The sequence below is a fragment of the Corallococcus exiguus genome, from assembly GCF_009909105.1.
Classification (GTDB): Bacteria; Myxococcota; Myxococcia; order Myxococcales; family Myxococcaceae; genus Corallococcus; species Corallococcus exiguus.
Genome location: NZ_JAAAPK010000010.1, coordinates 189,777 through 208,367, shown reverse-complemented (window position 1 = coordinate 208,367; position 18,591 = coordinate 189,777). Strand labels below are relative to the sequence as shown.

Here is an 18,591-nt window from a genome sequence, read left to right as displayed (position 1 = left end):
GAGGCTTATCGGTGAGTCTCCACCCGCGACTGGCATGGGCCCCGCGGCTACAGGCCGCGGTCCGTCAAGGCGCGGTCCAGATGGCGGCGATGCCCTCGTTCTGCGAGGCGCCGCCCGTTGAGTCGATGAAGATGGACCGGATGCGCTTGGAGGACTGGAACCCCACGAACTCGAAGGCATTGGCACCCGTATCGAGCACCGCGTCCTCGAAGACTTCCTGGGTGGCGTCCGTGAAGGTCAGGGTCACCTTGTGCTGGGCCAGACTGTTCGTGAGCAGCTCCAGGCCCACGGCGGAGACGGGACGCAAGAAGGCGATCTCGAAGTCGTCCTCACCGTTGGCGAGGAGCGTGGGCGTCACGGGCAGGGGATTCGTGTTGTTGTGATTCCAGCCAGGTCCCACGAAGCAGAGCCAGGTCTTGGCGCGAGGCGCCAGGACGTTGACGGTGGGCGCACTGAAGCCCCACGGCAGGTCGACGCCCCGCTGCGTCTGGACGCAGCTCGACGCCGCACCTGAGGGATGGTCGGGATACGCGTCGAACGCATTCGCGGGGAACGGGAGCTGGGTGGCCCCGGTGGCCACGGCGAAGTCCGCCTGCTGGGTGAAGACCTGGGCAAGGCCCTCCTGCCGCGCGCCGAGCACCGCCGCCTCTTCGTCCTGCATCGGGGCGCCGCACGACACCAGGACTCCACAGCCAAGGACACACATCGGCCTGAACATGTTCATCGCTGTCACTCCCCCTCCAGGTCGATTTTGCAACATGAGAAACAGCAGTTAACAAGCCTGCCCGGCCTGGGCGCCGCACCTTGAGGGGCGACCGCACGCGCGGCGTTCGCCTGCGGCCCTACCACCCGGTTGAAACTCAACAGCCCATTGCCTGTAGGCACCTGAGCCGGCTGATTGAACCTCATCGCTGTTTGAAGAGCATTCCACCGGATCAGGTTGACCACCACACTCTGTGGGCCGTACTGGGTCGAATACACGTAACGGACCCCAGCCAGGTTCATCTGGTTGAGGCCTTGCTGGATCAACTGCGCGAGGAACCAGTTCAGGGATTGAGCACTGGGTACGTAATGCCCGGAGTTGTTGTCGATTGAGGTCAAGAATCCCTGGGCGTTCGTCGAGAAGCAACCGACAGCCAACGCCTGACCTCCCGCCAACATGGTGCTGTGCTTCTTCCTCGTTTCCGCGCCCACGCCCCTCGCCCCTTCGTCCTGCGTGACGAGGACCCGGCCATCCATTCCAACAGCGAAGAGCCCATTGTAATTGAGGAGTTCCCGGGTGCTGCTCCAGAAGTGGCGATCCCTGGTGCGGACGATCTTTCCCCCTACGATCTCCACCTCGGCATGGGATTGCCGACCGGCGTCGTAGTAGCGGACGTTGCTTTGGAGGATCCCCATCTGGTCCAGCCGTGAGAGGGCTTGATCCACCGTGAACGACGGATGGTCATGGCTGGCACCGCCAGGAATGGCCAGGTCAAACAGGTTCCGCGCGGCAACGTTGAGACGCATCGGCATGGAAGACTCCCCCTCTGCAACACCCCCTCGAAACCAGGATATCGGGTGTTCGTAGACTTCCAGCCTGAGGCAGCAACCCGGATATTGCAAGAAGATCAAAACATGATGGAGACACTGGAAAGGCAACCCCAACCCATCCAGCCCGGTGGCTCACGGCGACGATGAAACCCTGTCGGTCAAGTCCGGACGCAGGAAGGCGAGCTCGAAGTCGTCCTGCGTCCGGATTGCGTTCTCAGGGCTCGCTGAAGCCGCCGCGCACCCACGCGTTGGCGGCATCCCGGGTGAACTTGAAGTTCACCGGCACGCGATGCTTCGCGACGGTCGCGCCAGCGTCGTCGATGGCTGACAGCAGCGCGTGGGGGTCATACTCATCGGCCACCATCTCGAGCCGGACCTCGTACCAGAGGCCCTCCCAGGCGATGGAGAGCTTCTTGGTCATGGCCTGCTCGTGCTGTCGCGCGGAGCGATCCAGGACCTCCGAGGCCGTCTTCACGAAGGTCGCGAACGCCGGCGCATCAAAGGGCTTGGGATTCTTCTTGTCGCGGCCCATCACCCACGGGCTGATGAGTACGGGCTCGGGGATCCCCTGCTTGCGGATCTCCACGGCCCAGCCGTCGTCGTCCTCGTTCTTGATGACCTTGGCCGTCCAGCCGTTCTTCCGCCAGAACGTCGGCTCCATCACTTCGGCTTCGGCGGGCGTCTGCTCGTTGCTCATGGCATTGCTCATACTCCCCCGGGTGACACCTCGCCAGGACACAATCCTGGAACCGGAATGCATCACGGCGGCGGCGCGGGGCTCCTATCCATTCAGAGAACAACGCTGCAAGGGAGCCCATCGATGACCTTTCTTCCTCGTGGTCTGGGGGTGCGGCTGCTTGCCTGCTCCCTGGTGCTGACGGCCTGCGCTGAAACCCGGGGGACACCGGATGCCGGCACGCCCCCTGTCGTGGCCTGGGATGGCACCTCCACCCCCATCGAAGAGAAGGGCGACTGGCTTGACCGCGGCGTCTTCGCTCCTTGCGAGTTCACCCCGCCACTGGGAACCGAGATCGACTGCGACACCCCGGCCCTCTTCAACCTGTCGCAATGCAACCCGAGCGCGCTCCGCACGGCGTCACGGCACGGCATCTACCAGACCGAGCTGCGACCGGACACCGGCGAGTACCCTTGGGGCGGAGCTGGCCTCCTGCTCCCGGAAGGGGGCGGCACGGGAACCTCGAACTTCGATCGCTTCACCCGGCAGCAGTTCGATGACCAGGGCATGCTCCTCACGAGCGTCTTCACCACAACCCGGGGCGTGGCCATCAAGACCGCGCTGGCGGGCTGTGACGTGCCCCAGCCCCACCACATCACCGGCTGCTATGCGGTCTGCACCAACGGCGTGCTCACGGAGAAGGGGACGTTCGACGCGGACCGCCTGGTCTTGAGCCGCGGTGAGGCCGAGTCCTCCGGGGGCCTGAACCTCGTCTCCGAGTCCGTCGTCGGGATTGGCCATCCGGTGGATGTCTACGTCACGAAGAACCATGCCTACGTGGTGTCCATCCAGCTCAAGCCGGACATGCCCTCGGGAGGCCTGACGGTCTTCGACGTCAGCGACCGCAACCACCCCGTGTTGAAGAAGGTCATCTCCCTGCCGGGCGACGGGTACTGGAACGCCGCGTGGGCCAAGGACGACGTCCTCTACGTCGCCACCAAGGCTTCCGGCGTCATCCTGTATGACATTTCAAACCCGGGGGATCCGACCTACCTCCGCAGCGTGCCCAGCGGCGCGCCCCCGAATGTCCACACCCTGTTCGTGGATGGCAACCGGCTCTACGCCATGGCGCTGCGGCCCGCGCAGACGATCATCTTCGACATCACGTCCCCGCGAGACCCCGTCCTGCTCAACCGCGTCGTCTTCTCGTCCGAGGAGTTCGTCACCAGCTATCCGCACGACTCCTTCGCCTACGAGGGCCGCCTCTACATCAACCACACGGACATCGGCTTCCTGGTCACCGACCCGAGCGACCCGATGCAGGTCAAGGAGCTGGGCAAGTACCACTACAACCGGCAGTACAGCCATGCCAGCGCGGTGGGGACCTTCGCGGGCCGCACCATCGCGTTCGAGGGCAGTGAGCAGGAGGGCGCGCACCTTCGCGTGCTGGATGTCACCGACCCGGCGAACATCCAGCTCATCGGCGAGCACCGGCTGCGTCCCACCACCTCCATCCACAACATGATCCTGAAGGGCACGAAGCTGTACGTCGCCTGGTACCAGGAAGGCGTGCGCGTGTTCGACGTGGCCAACCCCACGCTCCCCAAGGAGATTGCCTACTTCAACGCCTACCGTGAGACCGACCCGAAGCGGCTGGGCGTCGTCTACGAGGGCGTCATGGGGATGCGCGTCCCGGGCGACGGGTTTGTCTACGCGGTGGACACCTCGCGCGGGCTGCTCATCTTCAACGAGCCCTGAGTGCGCGAGAAGTGAGAGGGAGGAGCCTGCGCTCCTGAGACGATCGGGCCCCCTGGCCGTCGCATTCTGCTCACGCGGAAAGGACGTTCGGACACTGAACGTCCAGCGGGCCAGGGCCTAGATCCACGGCGCAGTCGAGGAAGCAAGGCAGGCGTCCCCTGTCCTCTTCCGTACACGGTCGGCACGCCGCCCGAAGGAGGATCGAAGTGCAAGCTCCCCACATTGTCTCTCCATTCATGCACGTGCGCAGACGCGCCATGGGTGCCATCGCATGGCTCGCGCTGGTCACCCCATGGATTCCGCTTCAGGCTCACGCGGAGCAACCGCCGCCGCCGTGCCATCCCAACCCGAATGCCAACGCGGATGTCGCCACTGTGGCCAAACGTGGGGACATCGTCGCGCTGCCCACGCCGCTGAAGGATCGGATCCTCCGGCTCGCAAGCCGGCCGCACACCTTCCTCCCCATGCAAGCCTATGCGGAGGCGGACACGCCGAGCCAACTCTTCCAGTACTACCTGCTGGATACCAATGGCTTCGAGCGCAACGTCTTCGTCAGCATCATTCCCGGCGTCAATGACACCGCGATGTTGACGGCCACGGGCGGCAACTGCGGGCTGCCCACCATCGCGTCGGTACGGCTCGTCGTCGAGCCGAAGCCCGGGCTTCCCACCGACCCGAACAACGTCCGTGCCTTCATCGACGTCTTCACGGACATCTCCGGGCTCTTCGTCATCAACAACGAGAGCGGGTGGTACGAAGGCTGGATGATCCACGACCTGGTCGTCCCGCCGGTCGCGCCCCCGCGTCCTGACGGGCGAGCCCAGTTCGGCACGATGACCGCCGCCGATGCGGCGATGCTGGCGAAGATCGGCCACCACAACAACGTCCCCGGGAATCTCTTCACGACGGATGGGAAGGGCGTCCGGTTCCCGAGCGAGAACGATCGCTTCCCGTGGATTCAGAGCAACGTCGTTCCCATCCAGCTCAGCATGGGGGCGTACAACGCCCTGCAGCAACTGGATGTCCACAACTACTGGGAGTTCAACTACACCACGAACTGGGTCCACCCGCTCTACGAGCTGCCGTTCACCGGTGGCTTCCCCGACAAGATTGGGGCGCCTCCTGACGCCTTCGAGGACGGTGAAATTGGCTTGCTGAAGTCAATCGTCCCCGGCTCGGGACCCCTGGGCGTGAAGAACTTTCCGCAAGAGTATGGAGACAGCCCGTATCGTCCCCGCGATCCGGACCTCTTCGACGCGGAAATCGACTCCCAGCGTGAGTTCCGCCAGCGATTCATCCCGAGCGGGCTCGCCAACGAAATCTTCCTGGATGTCTATGTCCGGCTGGCGTCGTTCATGCCCTGGGAGAAGAACCTGAACCGCCGCCTCTTCCAGGCCTATGCCCGGGAAGTCGCGCGGGTCGACATGAATGGTGACGGCGTCGTCTCGGCCGCCGAGGGTGACGTCGACTCCTCCTCGGATGGCTTCGCGGACAACTCGCGGTTGTTCATCCCCGCCACGGCGTTCAACCGCTTCGCGGTGACTCGCGAGATCAACGATGGCTATCTCGCACCTCGCTTCGCCCCCAGTCAGCGCGCCTGGCTGCTGACGGGCGGGCGCCAGGAGGTCAGTCCCACGGTAGACGCTTCCGCGGGGCGAGACGGCGACGACCGCTGAAGGACCCGGAGGGGTCTCGGTTCCGTGGCACTCCTCGCTGAGCGCCGCGGAACCGGGACAAGGCCACGAACTCCGTGCGCTTGCACCACCGCATCCGCGCCTCGCAGGAGCGGCGGCACGGAGTCCTCCAGTACCTCCTGGGGGAGGGCTAGAACTTCTGGCGTGCCTGGCCGTTGAATGCCGCCATGGCCCACTTCGTACCGTTTGCCCTGCGCGCGCTCCTGCCGCTGGGATTCGCAGCCGTCTTCGTGACGTTATCGCCCCAGGTCCTCGCGGCCCGGGCGACCTCACGCTCCCTGGGGGGCGAAAACCGCTACCTGACCCATGTCACCACCGACAAGCCGCTCTACCGCCCCGGGGAGCAGGTGCTGGTGCGGGGCCTGGTGCTGGACGCCCTGAACCGCAAGCCGTACGCGGGCTCACTCCATGCGCAGGTGGAGGTGCGCGGGCCCAAGGGGGACGTCGTCACCACCAGCACGGCGTCCACGGCGGACTCCGTGTGGGGCTACGCCTGGCCCATCCCCGCTGGCCAGGCCGGCGGCGAGTACACCCTGCGCGTCACCTATCCGTGGACGGGCGCGGCCCCCGCGGAGCGGAAGTTCGACGTGCGCGCCTACCGGGCCCCCCGGCTCAAGTCCCAGATTGAGTTCCTCCGGGACGGCTACGGGCCGGGCGACACCGTCACCGCCACGCTGGACGTGAAGCGCGCGGAGGGCGGCGTGCCCGCGGGCGCGAAGGTGACGGCCAACGCGCTCGTGGATGGCGCCAACGTGGCGCAGGTGCCGTGCACGGTGGACGCGAAGGGGCGCTGCACGGTGAGCTTCCCGCTGCCCGCCGCCATGGAGCGCGGCGAGGGCACGCTGGCCTTCACCATCCAGGACGGCGGCGTGGTGGAGTCCGCGGCGAAGACGATCCCCATCCTCCTCCAGACGCTGGACCTGGCCATGTACCCGGAGGGCGGCGACCTGGTGGCGGGGCTCGCCTCGCGCGTCTACTTCGAGGCGCGCACTCCCGCGCGCAAGCCGGCGGACCTGATGGGCCGGATCGTGGAGGTAGAGAGCGGCAAGGTCGTCGCCCGCGTGAGCTCCGAGCACGAGGGCCGTGGCCGCTTCGAGCTGACCCCGCAGGCGGGGGTGCGGTACGCGCTGCGCATCGACTCGCCGTCGGGCATCCGGAAGAGCTTCCCGCTGCCGGAGGTGAAGCCGAGGGGCGCCGTCATCCGCGTGCGCGAGGACGTGGTTCCCGCGGGCAAGCTGGTGCAGCTCGTCGTGGGCCTGACCAACGTCGGCCGCGCGACGGTGACGCTGAGCCAGCGCGAGGTGCGCGTCGCCTCCGCGGTGCTGGACGACGTGAAGGGCGGGCCGGTGACGTTGAACCCCGGCGAGGCGGACGGCGTGCTCGTCGCCACGGTGTGGGACCACGACGGGCGGCCCCTCGCGGAGCGGCTGGTGTTCCGCCAGCCCTCGAAGGAGCTGTCGGTGGAGCTGAAGGCGGACCGCACGCGCTACGTGCCCGGTGGCCCCGTGCAGCTCACGGCCCGGACGACGCGCGGCGGTCAGCCGGTCTCCGCGCTGGTGATGCTCACCGTGACGGATGACGCGGTGCTGGAGCTCCAGGAGAATCGCGACCAGGCGCCGCAGCTCCCGGTCATGGTGTTGCTGGAGCCGGAGGTGAAGGAACTGGCCGACGCGCAGCTCTACCTCGACGCGAAGAATCCGAAGTCCAGGCTGGCGGTGGACCTGCTGCTGGGAACGCAGGGCTGGCGGCGCTTCGCGCTGACCGACACGAAGGCCTTCCTCGCCCGGCACGGTGAAGCGGCGATGCGCGTGCTCGCGGTGCGCTGGCCGCCGGAGCCCGTCCGCAAGCCCCGGCCGTCCGCCATCGCCAAGGCCGGACGCGGCGCCGCCGTGGGGGGAATGCTGCGAATGGAAGAGCCCCTGATGGACCGGAACGTCGAGGACGAGGATGACGCCTTCGCCGGCGCGGCCGAGGGCGCGGCCATCCCCCAGATGGCCCCCGTCGCCGCGGCGGCTCCGCCTCCCATGCCCCCGGCGGATGCGCCCGCGGAAGTGGAGGCACCGGCCCCCGTGCTCCAGGCGGCGAAGGAGGAAGAGGCGCCAATGGAGCGCAGGAGGAGCCTTCGCGCGAAGCGAGACTTCAACGCCGACGACAAGCAGGTCATCCAGGGGCAGCTGATCTACCTCCGCGAGTTCGCGCACACCGCGCGGCCCAACCGCAAGTCGGGAGACCGGGTCGACTTCGCGGAGACGCTCTACTGGAACGCCGGGGTGCGCACGGATGCCCGCACCGGCGAGGCGCGGGTGTCCTTCGCGATGAGCGACTCGGTGACGACGTTCAAGGCGTTCGCGGGAGCCGTGGGCGGTGACGGCGCGCTCGGTTCGGCGGTGGCGGAGCTGGAGTCCGTGCAGCCGTTCTACGCGGAGCCCAAGCTGCCGCTGGAGGTGACGTCAGGAGACGTGGTGCGGCTGCCGGTGGCGCTGGTGAACGGGACGGAGGCGCGGCTTTCGGGCGCGGGGGTGAAGGTGGAGCTGAAGGGAGACGTGAAGGTCTCCGGCGGCTCCACGCTGGACCTGGCCTCGCAGGCGCGCGGCCGGCAGCTCTTCTCCCTGGAGATTGGCCAGGAAGCAAAGCCGGTGGACGTGAAGCTCACGGCGAGCGCGGGCGAGTACACGGACGTCGTCACCCGCACGCTGTCCATCAAGCCCCGGGGCTTCCCGGGCCGCGTGTCCTACGGCGGGCTGGTGTCCGCGAAGGCACCGGCGGTGCACCCGGTGGTGCTGCCCAAGAGCCTGGTTCCCGGCACCGTGCGGACGTCCATCGCCGTGTACCCGGGCCCGCTGGCCAACATGACGGAGTCGCTGGCCCGCCTCATCCAGGAGCCCTCCGGCTGCTTCGAGCAGACCAGCTCCACGACGTACCCCATGACGATGGCGCAGCAGTACTTCCAGACGCACACCGGCGTGAACCCGGAGCTGGTGGCGAGCGCGAAAGAGAAGCTGGAGCGCGGCTACCAGCGGCTGATGGGCTTCGAGACGCCCGAGAAGGGCTACGAGTGGTTCGGGGAGAAGCCCGGCCATGAGGCGCTGACCGCGTTCGGCCTGCTGCACTTCACGGACATGCGCCAGGTGCGCGACGTGGACACCGCGATGATGGAGCGCACGCGCGAGTGGCTGCTCCAGCAGCGGGACGGCCAGGGCGGCTTCAATCGCAAGCGCCGCGCGCTGCACGTGTGGGTGGAGGACCCGGACACGTCGAACGCGTACATCGTCTGGACGCTGTTGGAGAGCGCGGGCCAGCCGGCCTCGCAGGCGAAGGAGCTGTCGCGCGAGGTGGCCTCGGTGAAGGCCGCGGCGGCGAAGAGCACCAACAGCTACGTGGTGGCCCTGGCGGCCAACGTGCTGGCGCTCGCCGGTGACACCGCCGAGGCCCGGAAGCTGATGGGCCGGCTCGCCTCCTCGCAGGGGAAGGCAGGCGTGGTGGACGGCGCGACGCAGTCCATCGTGGGCAGCATGGGCGAGACGCTGAACATCGAGACCACCGCGCTGGCGACGCTGGCGTGGATGCGCGACCCCGCCTACGTGGGTAACGTGGAGCGCGCGATGAAGTTCCTCGCGGAGTCCAGCGACGGTGGCCGCTACGGCGCGACGCAGAGCACGGTGCTCGCGCTGCGCGCCATCATCGCCTACGACAAGGCGCGCGCGTCCAAGCTCACCCCGGGGCTGGTGCGCGTCTACGTGGATGGCCGTCCGGTGGGCGAACCGGTGCGCTTCGACGGCTCCACCCAGGAAGCCCTCAAGCTGCCCGACGTGAGCGCGCTGCTGGGCACGGGCGAGCGCCGCGTGGAGCTGCGGATGGAGGGAGGCGCGGAGCTGCCGTACTCGGTGGAGGTCACCTACAACATGCTGACGCCGGACAGCTCCAAGGACACGGCCGTGACGCTGGAGGTGGCGCTGGCGAAGACGGCCCTCACCGAGGGTGAGCCCACGGAGGCGCGGGTGGTGGTGGCCAACCGCACGGGCCAGAAGCTGCCCACGGCGGTGGCCATCTTCGGCGTGCCGGGCGGACTGGAAGTGCGCCACGACCAGCTCAAGGAGCTGGTGAAGCGGCAGGTGGTGGATGCGTACGAGGTGCTCGGGCGCGACGTCGTCCTGTACTGGCGTGGCATGGAGCCGAACAAGCGCATCGACGTGCCGCTGTCCCTGGTGGCCGCGGTGCCCGGCACCTACACGGGCCCGTCCAGCCGCGCGTACCTGTACTACGCGGACGAGCACAAGGTGTGGAGCGAGGGCGTGAAGGTCTCCATCGCACCGAAGCCGTAGCCGGACCGAATCGACCGGGCCTCCGACCAGGGACCGGTGGGCATGACGTATAGGCAGGTACACCCGTACCTGCTCCCGTCCATGACCCACCGGCCCCAGCCCTCCCGTCCTCCCCAGTGCCGGCGCGCCCTCTTCGTGGCGCTCGCCCTCCTCCTCCCGCTCACCACCGCTTGTGGTGACGAGGAGCCCATCCAGAAGCCCGGCCCCGTCGAAACCCAGGCCGATGCGGGCGGTCAGGATGCGTCCACCTCGACGACGCCCGACGCCTCCTGTGCCAGCGCCACCTGCGATGCGGGGGTCATCGTCGAATCCCCCGACGCGGGCCCCGCGGATGGCGGTGTAACGGATGCCGGCACGGCGGATGCCGGCGCTCCGGATGCCGGCCCGGACGTGCCCCTGCCCCTGCCTGTCGACCTGAGCGCCCCGTCCGAGCTGCTCGTGCGCAGCGACGACTTCGCGGTCTTGCGCGTCGGCGTCGAGCGGCACGAGGGCTTCACCGGTCCCGTCACCCTTTCCATCCGTGGCCTGCCCTCCGAGTTCTTCGTGGCCGACCGGAGTGTGTCGGAGGGCACGAGCGCGGCGGCGCTGGCCGTGAGTGTGTCCGGGCGCGTCGGGCCGGGGACCCGCCTTGACGCCACGCTGGTGGCCACCGCGGAGGGCCGGTCCACCTCTCGTCCGTTGCGGATGCTGGTCGCGGGCCCCTCCTTCACGCTGGACCCCACCTTCCCCGTGGTGCCCCTGGGCTGGGCGGATTGGTCGCGGTTCCTCGACGTGTCGCCGGACGGCAAGCTGCTCACGGCCTATCCCATCGCCAACGCCTCCTCGCCGAGCGCCCAGGGCTACGTCCTCGATCGCCACCATGCGGACGGCATCCCGGACCTGACGTTCGGGATGCTCGGGTCGGTGACGCACCCGCGTCCGGCGATGTCACGCATGCTCGCGTTCAAGGCCCTGCCCACGGGAGGCAGCCTCGTGGCGGGCGCCGCCGCCGACTGCCACGACGGCGACAACGCGACCCCCTGCACGATCCGCGTCTCGCGCCATCTCGCCACGGGCATGCTCGATACGAGCTTCGGGGACGAGGGCGTCGCGTCGACGCGCTTCAATTCCGCTTCCCGCTCCCTGGTGAAACTCCTCGTGGACGAGGCGGGCCGGGTGTCGGTGGCCCTGACGTACTACGACTACGACCTGACCCAAAGCGGACCCTACGTCTACGCCGTGCAACGGTGGGAAGCGGATGGCAGGCCTGTCGCGGGGTTCGGGACGGAGGGGCGGGCAACGTACGCGCTCCCGGCCTATGAACAGCGCTTCAACAACCTACGCGAGGCCCTCCAGACGAAGGACGGAACCGTGGTCATCGCCGTCTCGCTCTTCGACAGTGGCAGCCCGGGCAACCACGGACTGGGGTTCGTCCGCATGGACGGCAAGACCGGGCAGGCCAGGTGGTCGGTGGAAAGCAGCCCCAATCTCCATCGGAACGTCGCCACGGACGGGCACGGCCGGTTCGTCTCACTCCTCAACACGTATGCCCCCGGTTATGACCTCCTCGTGCAGTGGTACGACGAGACCGGCACGCGCATCTACTTCGGCACGGGAAGCACCACGATGCCGCCGCGCCAGCTCGCCATCGGCTCGGCCAATGAGTTGTTCTTCGATGACGCAGGCACGCCCTACACGGTGGGACAGATTGAGGGGGGTGGAGGGCTGGCGGTGGTGCGCTTCACCCGGCACGGGCCGGTGGACCCGGGGTTTGGCACCAACGGCATCCTCCGGTTGGACGTCCGGCTGAACTCCGTGTCTGGCTTCATCCGTGAGCCCAATGGCTGTCTGCTCGCGAAGACGGTGCCGGAGCCGGGACTGGTCCGCTTCTGGCCGTGACGTGACAGCCTCTCTCTACGATAGAACGGGAGCTTCTTCCCGCGCCGCACCCTTGAGATGGCCCATCCCGATACCTCCGTCATGGCCCTGCTGGCCCGCGTCTACGACTCCCGCAACAGCCACTTCGATGCGGAGGGACGCTACAGCCATCGGATCCCCTCCACCTTCACGGAGGCGGAGCATCAGCAACTGAGGGACACCGGGCTGGTGCCCAATGTCTTCATCCAGTGGGGACATGACGAGGTCATCACCCGGTTGCGCCAGTCTGCCGCGAAGGTCGACCTGCGCCCGGCGGCCGATGCGTTCGTGGCCTCGATGGGGTCCGCCGACCTCGCCTGGTTGACCGTGCTGCCCGCCGCTGTCCTCGGGCGCGCCATGCCGGTCCACGCCGAGGACCCCATGGGCGGCGGCAGCTGCCGTGTCTGCTTCTTCAAGGCGGACGTCATCGACACCACCCAGGCCGCGTACTTCCGTCACCTGGAGGGCGCGGGCTGGGGCGACACCCAACCGGTCAACGGCGTCCTCGCACTGAACGCCGCCATCGCCAGTCCACCGTCCGCCTGGCCGAAGCCCACGCCGCGAGACGTCTGGGTGTTCCACCAGGTGCTCGACCTGCTGCGTGGCCTTCCCTCCACGGCACGCTACAGCCAGGCGCGCACCGCGCTCCACAAGGCTGGACTCCTGAGTGCCAGCCGTCCCTCGCGCTGCGGGACCGTGCTGGAAGCGCTCGCGTTCATCGGCATCCTGCAGACGCCCGAGCACCCGGGCCTGATGACCTGCTTCACGACCGCCATCGAGCGTGACCAGCGCCCCTCCGTCCGCGTCGAGGTGCCGGCGCCGCTGGCGTGGTGGTCGGCGAAGGAGGGCCTCCAGGAGACGCTGGTGGCCACACTGTTCGGCCATCTCGAGCGACCGACGGCGGAGCCCATTCCGCCCTCAGCAGCGTCTACCGCGCGCCGCAAGACGGCCAGCCCGGCCGGCGCCCGGCCCAAGTCCATCCCCGGCCCGCCAGCCCCGGGCAGCGTGTATGCCATCCGCTTCCGCGAGGATTTGTGGGGTGCCGCCTATTGCCATGAGGTGCGCACCGACGGCCGAGGCCGGATGGAGTTCCTCGACCTGCTCTCCCCCACTCCGCCCACGGCGGACCAGGTGACGGGCATCGGTTTCCGGGACCGCCTGAATGGCGAGCGATGGCAGACCTGGTGCGGCGGTCTCGATAAGACTCCTGGGGTCAAACGCATCGCGATGGATGTCCCCGCCCCCGCGCACGGCCAGCCCGTACCGGAGCGCATCCCCCACGGCGGCGCCCGTGACCTGCAGCACCTGGCCGGGTGGAACCTCAGATTCTGAGCGCGTTTCCCGCGCAACTTCCGCGCGCGGTCCGGGTTCATGGGGGCTTTCCTGGAGGAATTCCCCATGAAGCGAAGCGGAACGACGCAGTTCATCTGGGCGTGCGCGCTGTGGACCCTGGGCACCGCTGGCTGTGGAAGCCCGGAGGACACGTTCGACTCCGGCGATGGCGTGACCTGGGGAACGTCGCAGGCGGCCCTCACCGTGTACGAGCAGGCCGCGCTGGATACGGCCAACAACGCGGCGGGCTGCAAGTCGCTCGGGAACTTCTACTGGGAGATTGGCAACGGGTCCGGGCTGCTCTACGGCCTCACGAAGGGCAGCGGCGTCACGGCCACGACGGTGATGCCCATCGCGTCCGCGAGCAAGTGGCTCTACGCAGGGGCCTACGTGCAGTCCAAGGGGTACGCGAACCTCACCGCGGATGAGAAGAAGCGGCTCAACTTCACCAGCGGCTACATCGACGAGAACACCACCCTGTGTGACGCCGCCGGGACGACCGTCTCCGCGTGCTACGGGCCTTCCTTCAAGGACGTCACCTATCGCCCGCTCCAGAACGGCCGCTTCTTCTACAACGGCGGGCACATGCAGAAGCTGGCCCTGGATGACATCGGCGCGCGCAAGGGTACGGGCCTCCTGAGCGTCATGGATTGGCTCAATCCCTTGCTGGGCACCACATTCCCGGAGTCCGACAGCGATGTCGCCGTGGCGGGAGGTTTTTCCGGCAGCGCGGCGCAGTACCGCGTCTTCCTGCTGAAGATGATCAACAGTCAGTACGCGCTGTCCTCCAAGCTGTCCGTGGACTCCGTCCCCGCCTGGTCGGGAGGCCCCAACGTGGCCTACACGCCGTGGTCCGCCGCGGGCGAGGCGTACTACGGGCTTGGGCACTGGATTGAAGGAGAGACCGTCGGCAGCTCCTGGACCGTGACGGGCCACTCGTCGGCGGGGGCGTTCGGCTTCTATCCCTGGGTGAACGCGGCCAGGACCCGGTACATGGTCCTGGCCCGCAGCCGTCAGCTCGGCACCGAGGAGGGCGAGAAGTCACGCGCCTGTGCCCAGACCGTCCGCAAGGCGTACGAGATGGGCGTGGCACAACCGTGATCAGGGCATCTTGTCCTTGCGCATGAACACCCGCCGGCTCTCGTCGAGCCCCCGTGCAAGATGCTCGGCCCGGATGACCTCCAGGGCCGGCGTCAGGGTCTCGACGACCCGGAAGCCCAGCCGCGCGTAGTAGGGCGCGTTCCACGGCACGTCGCGGAAGGTGGAGAGCAACAGGGCGGGCCATGCCGGCTCGAGGGCCGAAATCAGCGCGGCGCCCAACCGCCGTCCGGCATGGGTCGGCAGCACGTCCAGTTGCTCGATGTAACCGCAACCCTCCACGGGTCGTGCCATCAGGAATGCGACCGGACGCCCATCCTCCCCTTCCGCGACGGTCAGCCCGCCCGTGGCGATGCGGGCCGCGAGCGTGTCCGCGTCGGTGGGTTCATCCTCCACCAGGGCCGCGAGGTCCGTGCCCAGGAAACGGCGTGCGGAGAGACGCTCGATTTCGCGCACACGCGCGATCTCGTCGAGGCGGGCGGGGCGCAGGCGCGCAGGGGGATGCACACTCATGGGACAGGCAGTGTGCCCCCGCTCGCAACACCGCGGGCGAACATCCGTCCCAGCCACGCGTCGCGCGTCGCAATGCAGGCGCGCGCCACGTCGGACTGGGGGGCGATGTCGTAGAAGCCATGGAAGGCTCCGCCCCAGACGTGCAGTTCGCACTCGCCGCCCGCATCGAGGATGCTACGCGCATAGGCGACGGCTTCATCCCGGAACGTCTCCCCTGCCGCGACGTCGATGAAGGTCGGCGGCAGCCCCCGCAGGTCCGTGGCGCGCGCGGGCGCGGAATAGGGAGACACGTCCGGGCCCCCACAGCGCTCGCCCAGCACCGCGCGCCAGGCCGTCAGATTGCTGGTGCGGTCCCAGACTCCGACGCCGTCATACCGACGGGCGGATTCCGTCTCGTTGCGGTCATCCAGCATCGGGCATTGCAGCAGTTGACCCAACAGCTTCGGGCCGTGCCGATCCCGGGCCAGGAGCGTGGTTCCGGCCGCGAGCCCGCCACCACCGCTTCCGCCGAAGATGACCAACTGCTTCGGATCAAACCGCAGCCGGTCGGCGTTCGCCGCCATCCAGAGCAGCCCGGCGTAACAATCCTCCACCAGGGTCGGCGCCGGATGCTCGGGCGCCAGCCGGTATTCGACCGTCACGCAGACCGCGTCATGACGGAGCGCCCAGTCCACGAGCGGCTTCGCTCCCGCGAAGCGGGTCCCCATCACCATCCCGCCGCCATGGATGAAATAGACGGCAGGCCCCGGGACCGAGTGGCCCTGCCGGGCAATGACCGAGACCGTGATCTCTGCGCCCTGATAACCGGGGATGCTGTAATCGACGCAGTGGACCTTCGCGTCGCCAATCAGGTCCTCCCGGGCCACGCGGCTCAAGCCACGGAAATGCTCCAACTGCGCCAGCGTCATCTGCCGGGGCACATACCCCTCCAGCGCGGGCAGGAGGGCGGCCAACTGTGGGTCGAATTCAATAGGGTGAGCGCTCATCCTCGAAGAGGATCAAGCCTCGGTGCTCGCGTCAAACGATCTCTGCGACTGAACGCTGGGCCGAGAAGCAGAGGTTGCTCTTCTTGTTCACGAGGAGGCGCCTTACGCGTCGCTGAAGCGCGCGGTCACGGCGTGGTGGTCGGAGGCCGTGCCTACGTCCACCACTTGAGCCGCGAGCAGCCGCCAAGCCAACCTGGGCGAGGCGAAGACGAAGTCCGTGCGGAAGTCGATGACCTCCCCCTCGCGTTGGCGCCGGGCGGTAACCCACTGGGAATCGGCCGGCTTGAGGCGAAGTGTGTCCAGCCAGCCGAAGCCCTCCAGGTCGTCGATGACGTCGAAGCGTGGCGGATGCCCGTACTTGTCCACCCGCGCACGGCGGACGCGGTCGGCCAGGTCCACCGGATAGGGATCCGCGCGGGACAGGGAGTTGAGGTCCCCGGCCAGGATGAAGGCCCGCTCACCGAAGACCGTGGGCTCGATGAGGGAACTCAGATAGCGCGCCTCCACGAAGCGCAGGGACTCATGGTGGGAGTCGAAGTGGGCGGCGAAGAGGGTCAGCGGCTCCGCGCCCGTCTCCAGTTCACACTCAAGGAGGCAGTGGCCGATGAAATGGGCATTGGCATGGGCGCGAACCGAGCGCAGGGGCAAGCGGCTCGCTACGGCCACGTGGTAGCGGCTGCCGCTGGGACGGGGACGCGCGATGCCCAGTCTCACGTGGGCGTCGGTGGCGGGGAGGTTGAGCGCGGCGGCGACCTGACGGAGCCGCTCGCCGTCCTCCCAACCCAGGCACTCCTGCAGCACGAGCACGTCCGGGCGCTCACGGGCGATGAGGGCCAGGAGCAGCGGCATCCGCTCCTCGCCTCCCATCAGGGTGTTGAGCGTCATCACCTTCAGCGGCATGCCGGACAGACTACCTCCGCGGGCATCGCGGGGGCTTTCGTCTACGGCGCGTCTCTCGATACCCACCCCACCATGAATCCAGACAGTGACTCACATCGCAAGGGACAGAAAAGGGGTGATACCATGGCGATGAACCATACGACCACTGGCGGATGCCATGCCATTCGAAGCCCAGCAGCCCACCACGTATCCCTGGCCTGGCAAAGTCATTCCTTGGAGTGCCGCGCTCAGGCACGGGCCGGCCAAAAGCACTCGTACGCTGGCGGATCTGCCACATGGAGAAAACGTCCAGATCGTTTCCAGCTCGGGTGACTGGCTTTACGTTGAGTGCCGTCACGAAAGCCGGATGCCCTTGAAGGGATACGTGTCACGTGAGCTAATCAAGCACGCCCAACCCACACACTCGTCCCCGGCCGGCTCTCAGAACGCCAAAACGGTCGTCACACCGCAGCACTTTGGTTCCCCCGTCCGGCAAGATTACAGTTCGGCTCACGACCCCTCTGTAGCATTTCAACTAACCCAACCGAAGATCATCGCCATCGCCACGGACACATATTTAAAGCCTACGCATTTCATTGCGGACCCAAAGCTTCCGGGCAAGCACGTACTGGGGTTCGGCCAGGACCTTTCGTTCGCAACGGGACGTGCGCAGCCTCATGGACCCAGCGTGGGTACAACTCCCGCTGCCCTGGATGGCAAGATGCGCCGCCTGTTGAAGGAGTTCGCGGGCAATGACACCCGAGGCAAGGCCCGGCGGCTGTTTGATGCCTTTCTCAAGCCACAGCGCGCCTTGCTCTTCTGGAGTGACTCTGGCCTCACCGCGGATGCTGAGGCTCATCCCAACATCACCACCTTCGTCCATCGAGCACTGTCCGCACCGAATTCGCCGGAGCGCACAGCGGGACAGGTGCGAATCCATCAGGCGCTCGAAAAAGTGGGCTGGAACATCAATGCGGTCACGCCCATAAAAGGGTTGGGCGTACCCGCGTTCAACGAAGGCAGCCCCGCGTGGCACACAGGTGATTTCAGCAATGGACTGGGGGTGATGATCAATGGCATCCAGCACGTCGTCGTCATCGCAAAGGAGTACCGGTTCGACCGACCCAAGAGCGAGTACACCATCAAACTAGAGTATGTCTTCTACGACGTTTTCGGTCTGGATGATGACGACCTGCAAGAGTATGGCGCGGATGGCGGATTCGACAGCGACGCGTCACAGGGCATTACGGCTTGGTGGCAGCTACAGTTCCAACATGGGTATGTACCGCTCATCACCCGAATCGCCTTCGAGCGGGAGTTCACGGTTCCCGTTCCCGCCGCAGGAGCCGTACGCCGATGACCGCCGCACGTTGGAAGAACCCGGGCGCGATCGGACTCGGTGCGCTGCTGTCGGGCCTGCTAGCCGCGCCTTGGGTTTATGTCGTCGCCTTCAATGCGCTCTTCGCGTTTCCACCACCCTTTGCCTTGATGGTGGCCCCCCTGTTGGTCGTAGCGACACTGGACCTCGGACTGGAGGCGTTCGCACGGCTCCATGGGTTCACGCGGCTCCGGCGACTGGGAGCGGCCCTGTCGGTAGGTAGTCTGCTCACGAGCCTCTGGGTCCTGTCGGGCTTCACGCTGATGACCGATTCCGAGCGGCTGGGATTGCTGGCGACTGTTTGGCTCGGGGCCTCACTGGCCTGCCTCATCATCTGGTTGGCGATCGGCGTTACTGGCCCTGCGGTGCTCCTCCATTCGCGCCTAGACTCGCCGATGAGACGGCGAGCCGCGCTGGCCGTGGCGTTACTGCTGTTCGGTGGCCTTTTCGCGCTCTGCCTTCACTACTTGTTGACGCCCGCGAGCTTCATCGGGGGTCCGCCTTCGCCAGTTCCCATCGGATAAAG

General features: G+C 67.4%; 14 protein-coding genes. 8 read left to right on the top strand and 6 right to left on the bottom strand.

The window, feature by feature from the left end:
* Window positions 1-64: 64 nt before the first annotated feature.
* The 3 genes from GTZ93_RS31750 to GTZ93_RS31740 form a co-directional block, all read right to left on the bottom strand.
* A complete protein-coding gene (locus GTZ93_RS31750) occupies window positions 65-679 on the bottom strand; it encodes a hypothetical protein (RefSeq protein WP_139918707.1) in 615 nt (204 codons plus the stop codon).
* Between the two features lie 50 nt (window positions 680-729).
* Window positions 730-1,515, bottom strand: coding sequence for a hypothetical protein (locus GTZ93_RS31745; protein WP_139918706.1), 786 nt, complete (start codon window positions 1,513-1,515; stop codon window positions 730-732).
* Window positions 1,516-1,747: 232 nt separating this feature from the next.
* Complete coding sequence (locus GTZ93_RS31740) at window positions 1,748-2,230, bottom strand: hypothetical protein (protein ID WP_139918704.1); 483 nt, start codon at window positions 2,228-2,230, stop codon at window positions 1,748-1,750.
* A 123-nt stretch (window positions 2,231-2,353) separates the two neighbouring features.
* Between GTZ93_RS31740 and GTZ93_RS31735 the strand changes: the two genes are divergently transcribed.
* From GTZ93_RS31735 to GTZ93_RS31710, 6 genes are all read left to right on the top strand, one after another.
* Window positions 2,354-3,967 carry an LVIVD repeat-containing protein gene (locus tag GTZ93_RS31735; protein WP_139918702.1) on the top strand — a complete coding sequence of 538 codons (1,614 nt, stop codon included), beginning with the start codon at window positions 2,354-2,356 and terminating at the stop codon, window positions 3,965-3,967.
* A gap of 257 nt (window positions 3,968-4,224) precedes the next feature.
* Window positions 4,225-5,643: a hypothetical protein gene (locus GTZ93_RS31730; RefSeq protein WP_199733850.1), complete on the top strand. Its 1,419-nt coding sequence runs from the start codon at window positions 4,225-4,227 to the stop codon at window positions 5,641-5,643.
* A 185-nt stretch (window positions 5,644-5,828) separates the two neighbouring features.
* Window positions 5,829-9,983 (top strand): MG2 domain-containing protein, encoded by a 4,155-nt coding sequence (locus GTZ93_RS31725; protein ID WP_139918700.1) that lies wholly within the window; start codon window positions 5,829-5,831, stop codon window positions 9,981-9,983.
* Window positions 9,984-10,025: 42 nt separating this feature from the next.
* A complete protein-coding gene (locus GTZ93_RS31720) occupies window positions 10,026-11,861 on the top strand; it encodes a hypothetical protein (protein ID WP_161663172.1) in 1,836 nt (611 codons plus the stop codon).
* A gap of 81 nt (window positions 11,862-11,942) precedes the next feature.
* Window positions 11,943-13,211: a hypothetical protein gene (locus GTZ93_RS31715; protein ID WP_257979022.1), complete on the top strand. Its 1,269-nt coding sequence runs from the start codon at window positions 11,943-11,945 to the stop codon at window positions 13,209-13,211.
* A gap of 66 nt (window positions 13,212-13,277) precedes the next feature.
* Window positions 13,278-14,312 carry a hypothetical protein gene (locus tag GTZ93_RS31710; protein WP_139916001.1) on the top strand — a complete coding sequence of 345 codons (1,035 nt, stop codon included), beginning with the start codon at window positions 13,278-13,280 and terminating at the stop codon, window positions 14,310-14,312.
* On the opposite strand, the gene GTZ93_RS31705 is transcribed toward GTZ93_RS31710, so the two are convergent.
* From GTZ93_RS31705 to GTZ93_RS31695, 3 genes are all read right to left on the bottom strand, one after another.
* The gene (locus GTZ93_RS31705) at window positions 14,313-14,822 is read right to left on the bottom strand and encodes a GNAT family N-acetyltransferase (RefSeq protein WP_139916002.1); all 510 of its coding nucleotides are present in this window, start codon (window positions 14,820-14,822) and stop codon (window positions 14,313-14,315) included.
* Window positions 14,819-15,808, bottom strand: a complete 990-nt coding sequence (locus tag GTZ93_RS31700; RefSeq protein WP_139916003.1) for an alpha/beta hydrolase — start codon at window positions 15,806-15,808, stop codon at window positions 14,819-14,821. The genes GTZ93_RS31705 and GTZ93_RS31700 overlap by 4 nt, the downstream gene beginning before the upstream one ends.
* 102 nt (window positions 15,809-15,910) lie before the next feature.
* The gene (locus GTZ93_RS31695) at window positions 15,911-16,708 is read right to left on the bottom strand and encodes an endonuclease/exonuclease/phosphatase family protein (protein ID WP_139916004.1); all 798 of its coding nucleotides are present in this window, start codon (window positions 16,706-16,708) and stop codon (window positions 15,911-15,913) included.
* Between the two features lie 157 nt (window positions 16,709-16,865).
* Between GTZ93_RS31695 and GTZ93_RS42485 the strand changes: the two genes are divergently transcribed.
* Window positions 16,866-18,047 carry an SH3 domain-containing protein gene (locus GTZ93_RS42485; RefSeq protein WP_222595349.1) on the top strand — a complete coding sequence of 394 codons (1,182 nt, stop codon included), beginning with the start codon at window positions 16,866-16,868 and terminating at the stop codon, window positions 18,045-18,047.
* Window positions 18,044-18,589 carry a hypothetical protein gene (locus GTZ93_RS31685; RefSeq protein ID WP_139916005.1) on the top strand — a complete coding sequence of 182 codons (546 nt, stop codon included), beginning with the start codon at window positions 18,044-18,046 and terminating at the stop codon, window positions 18,587-18,589. Before GTZ93_RS42485 ends, GTZ93_RS31685 begins: the two co-directional genes overlap by 4 nt.
* The last annotated feature ends 2 nt before the right edge of the window (window positions 18,590-18,591 follow it).

What these genes read in the sequence shown, in the direction of transcription:
- GTZ93_RS31720 (WP_161663172.1), top strand. Translation starts at nt 10,026, where the DNA reads ATGACGTATAGGCAGGTACACCCGTACCTGCTCCCGTCCATGACCCAC.
- GTZ93_RS31695 (WP_139916004.1), bottom strand. Translation starts at nt 16,708, where the DNA reads ATGCCGCTGAAGGTGATGACGCTCAACACCCTGATGGGAGGCGAGGAG.
- GTZ93_RS31710 (WP_139916001.1), top strand. Translation starts at nt 13,278, where the DNA reads ATGAAGCGAAGCGGAACGACGCAGTTCATCTGGGCGTGCGCGCTGTGG.
- GTZ93_RS31700 (WP_139916003.1), bottom strand. Translation starts at nt 15,808, where the DNA reads ATGAGCGCTCACCCTATTGAATTCGACCCACAGTTGGCCGCCCTCCTG.
- GTZ93_RS31740 (WP_139918704.1), bottom strand. Translation starts at nt 2,230, where the DNA reads ATGAGCAACGAGCAGACGCCCGCCGAAGCCGAAGTGATGGAGCCGACG.
- GTZ93_RS31745 (WP_139918706.1), bottom strand. Translation starts at nt 1,515, where the DNA reads ATGCCGATGCGTCTCAACGTTGCCGCGCGGAACCTGTTTGACCTGGCC.
- GTZ93_RS31705 (WP_139916002.1), bottom strand. Translation starts at nt 14,822, where the DNA reads ATGAGTGTGCATCCCCCTGCGCGCCTGCGCCCCGCCCGCCTCGACGAG.
- GTZ93_RS42485 (WP_222595349.1), top strand. Translation starts at nt 16,866, where the DNA reads ATGCCATTCGAAGCCCAGCAGCCCACCACGTATCCCTGGCCTGGCAAA.
- GTZ93_RS31735 (WP_139918702.1), top strand. Translation starts at nt 2,354, where the DNA reads ATGACCTTTCTTCCTCGTGGTCTGGGGGTGCGGCTGCTTGCCTGCTCC.
- GTZ93_RS31730 (WP_199733850.1), top strand. Translation starts at nt 4,225, where the DNA reads ATGGGTGCCATCGCATGGCTCGCGCTGGTCACCCCATGGATTCCGCTT.
- GTZ93_RS31685 (WP_139916005.1), top strand. Translation starts at nt 18,044, where the DNA reads ATGACCGCCGCACGTTGGAAGAACCCGGGCGCGATCGGACTCGGTGCG.
- GTZ93_RS31725 (WP_139918700.1), top strand. Translation starts at nt 5,829, where the DNA reads ATGGCCCACTTCGTACCGTTTGCCCTGCGCGCGCTCCTGCCGCTGGGA.
- GTZ93_RS31715 (WP_257979022.1), top strand. Translation starts at nt 11,943, where the DNA reads ATGGCCCTGCTGGCCCGCGTCTACGACTCCCGCAACAGCCACTTCGAT.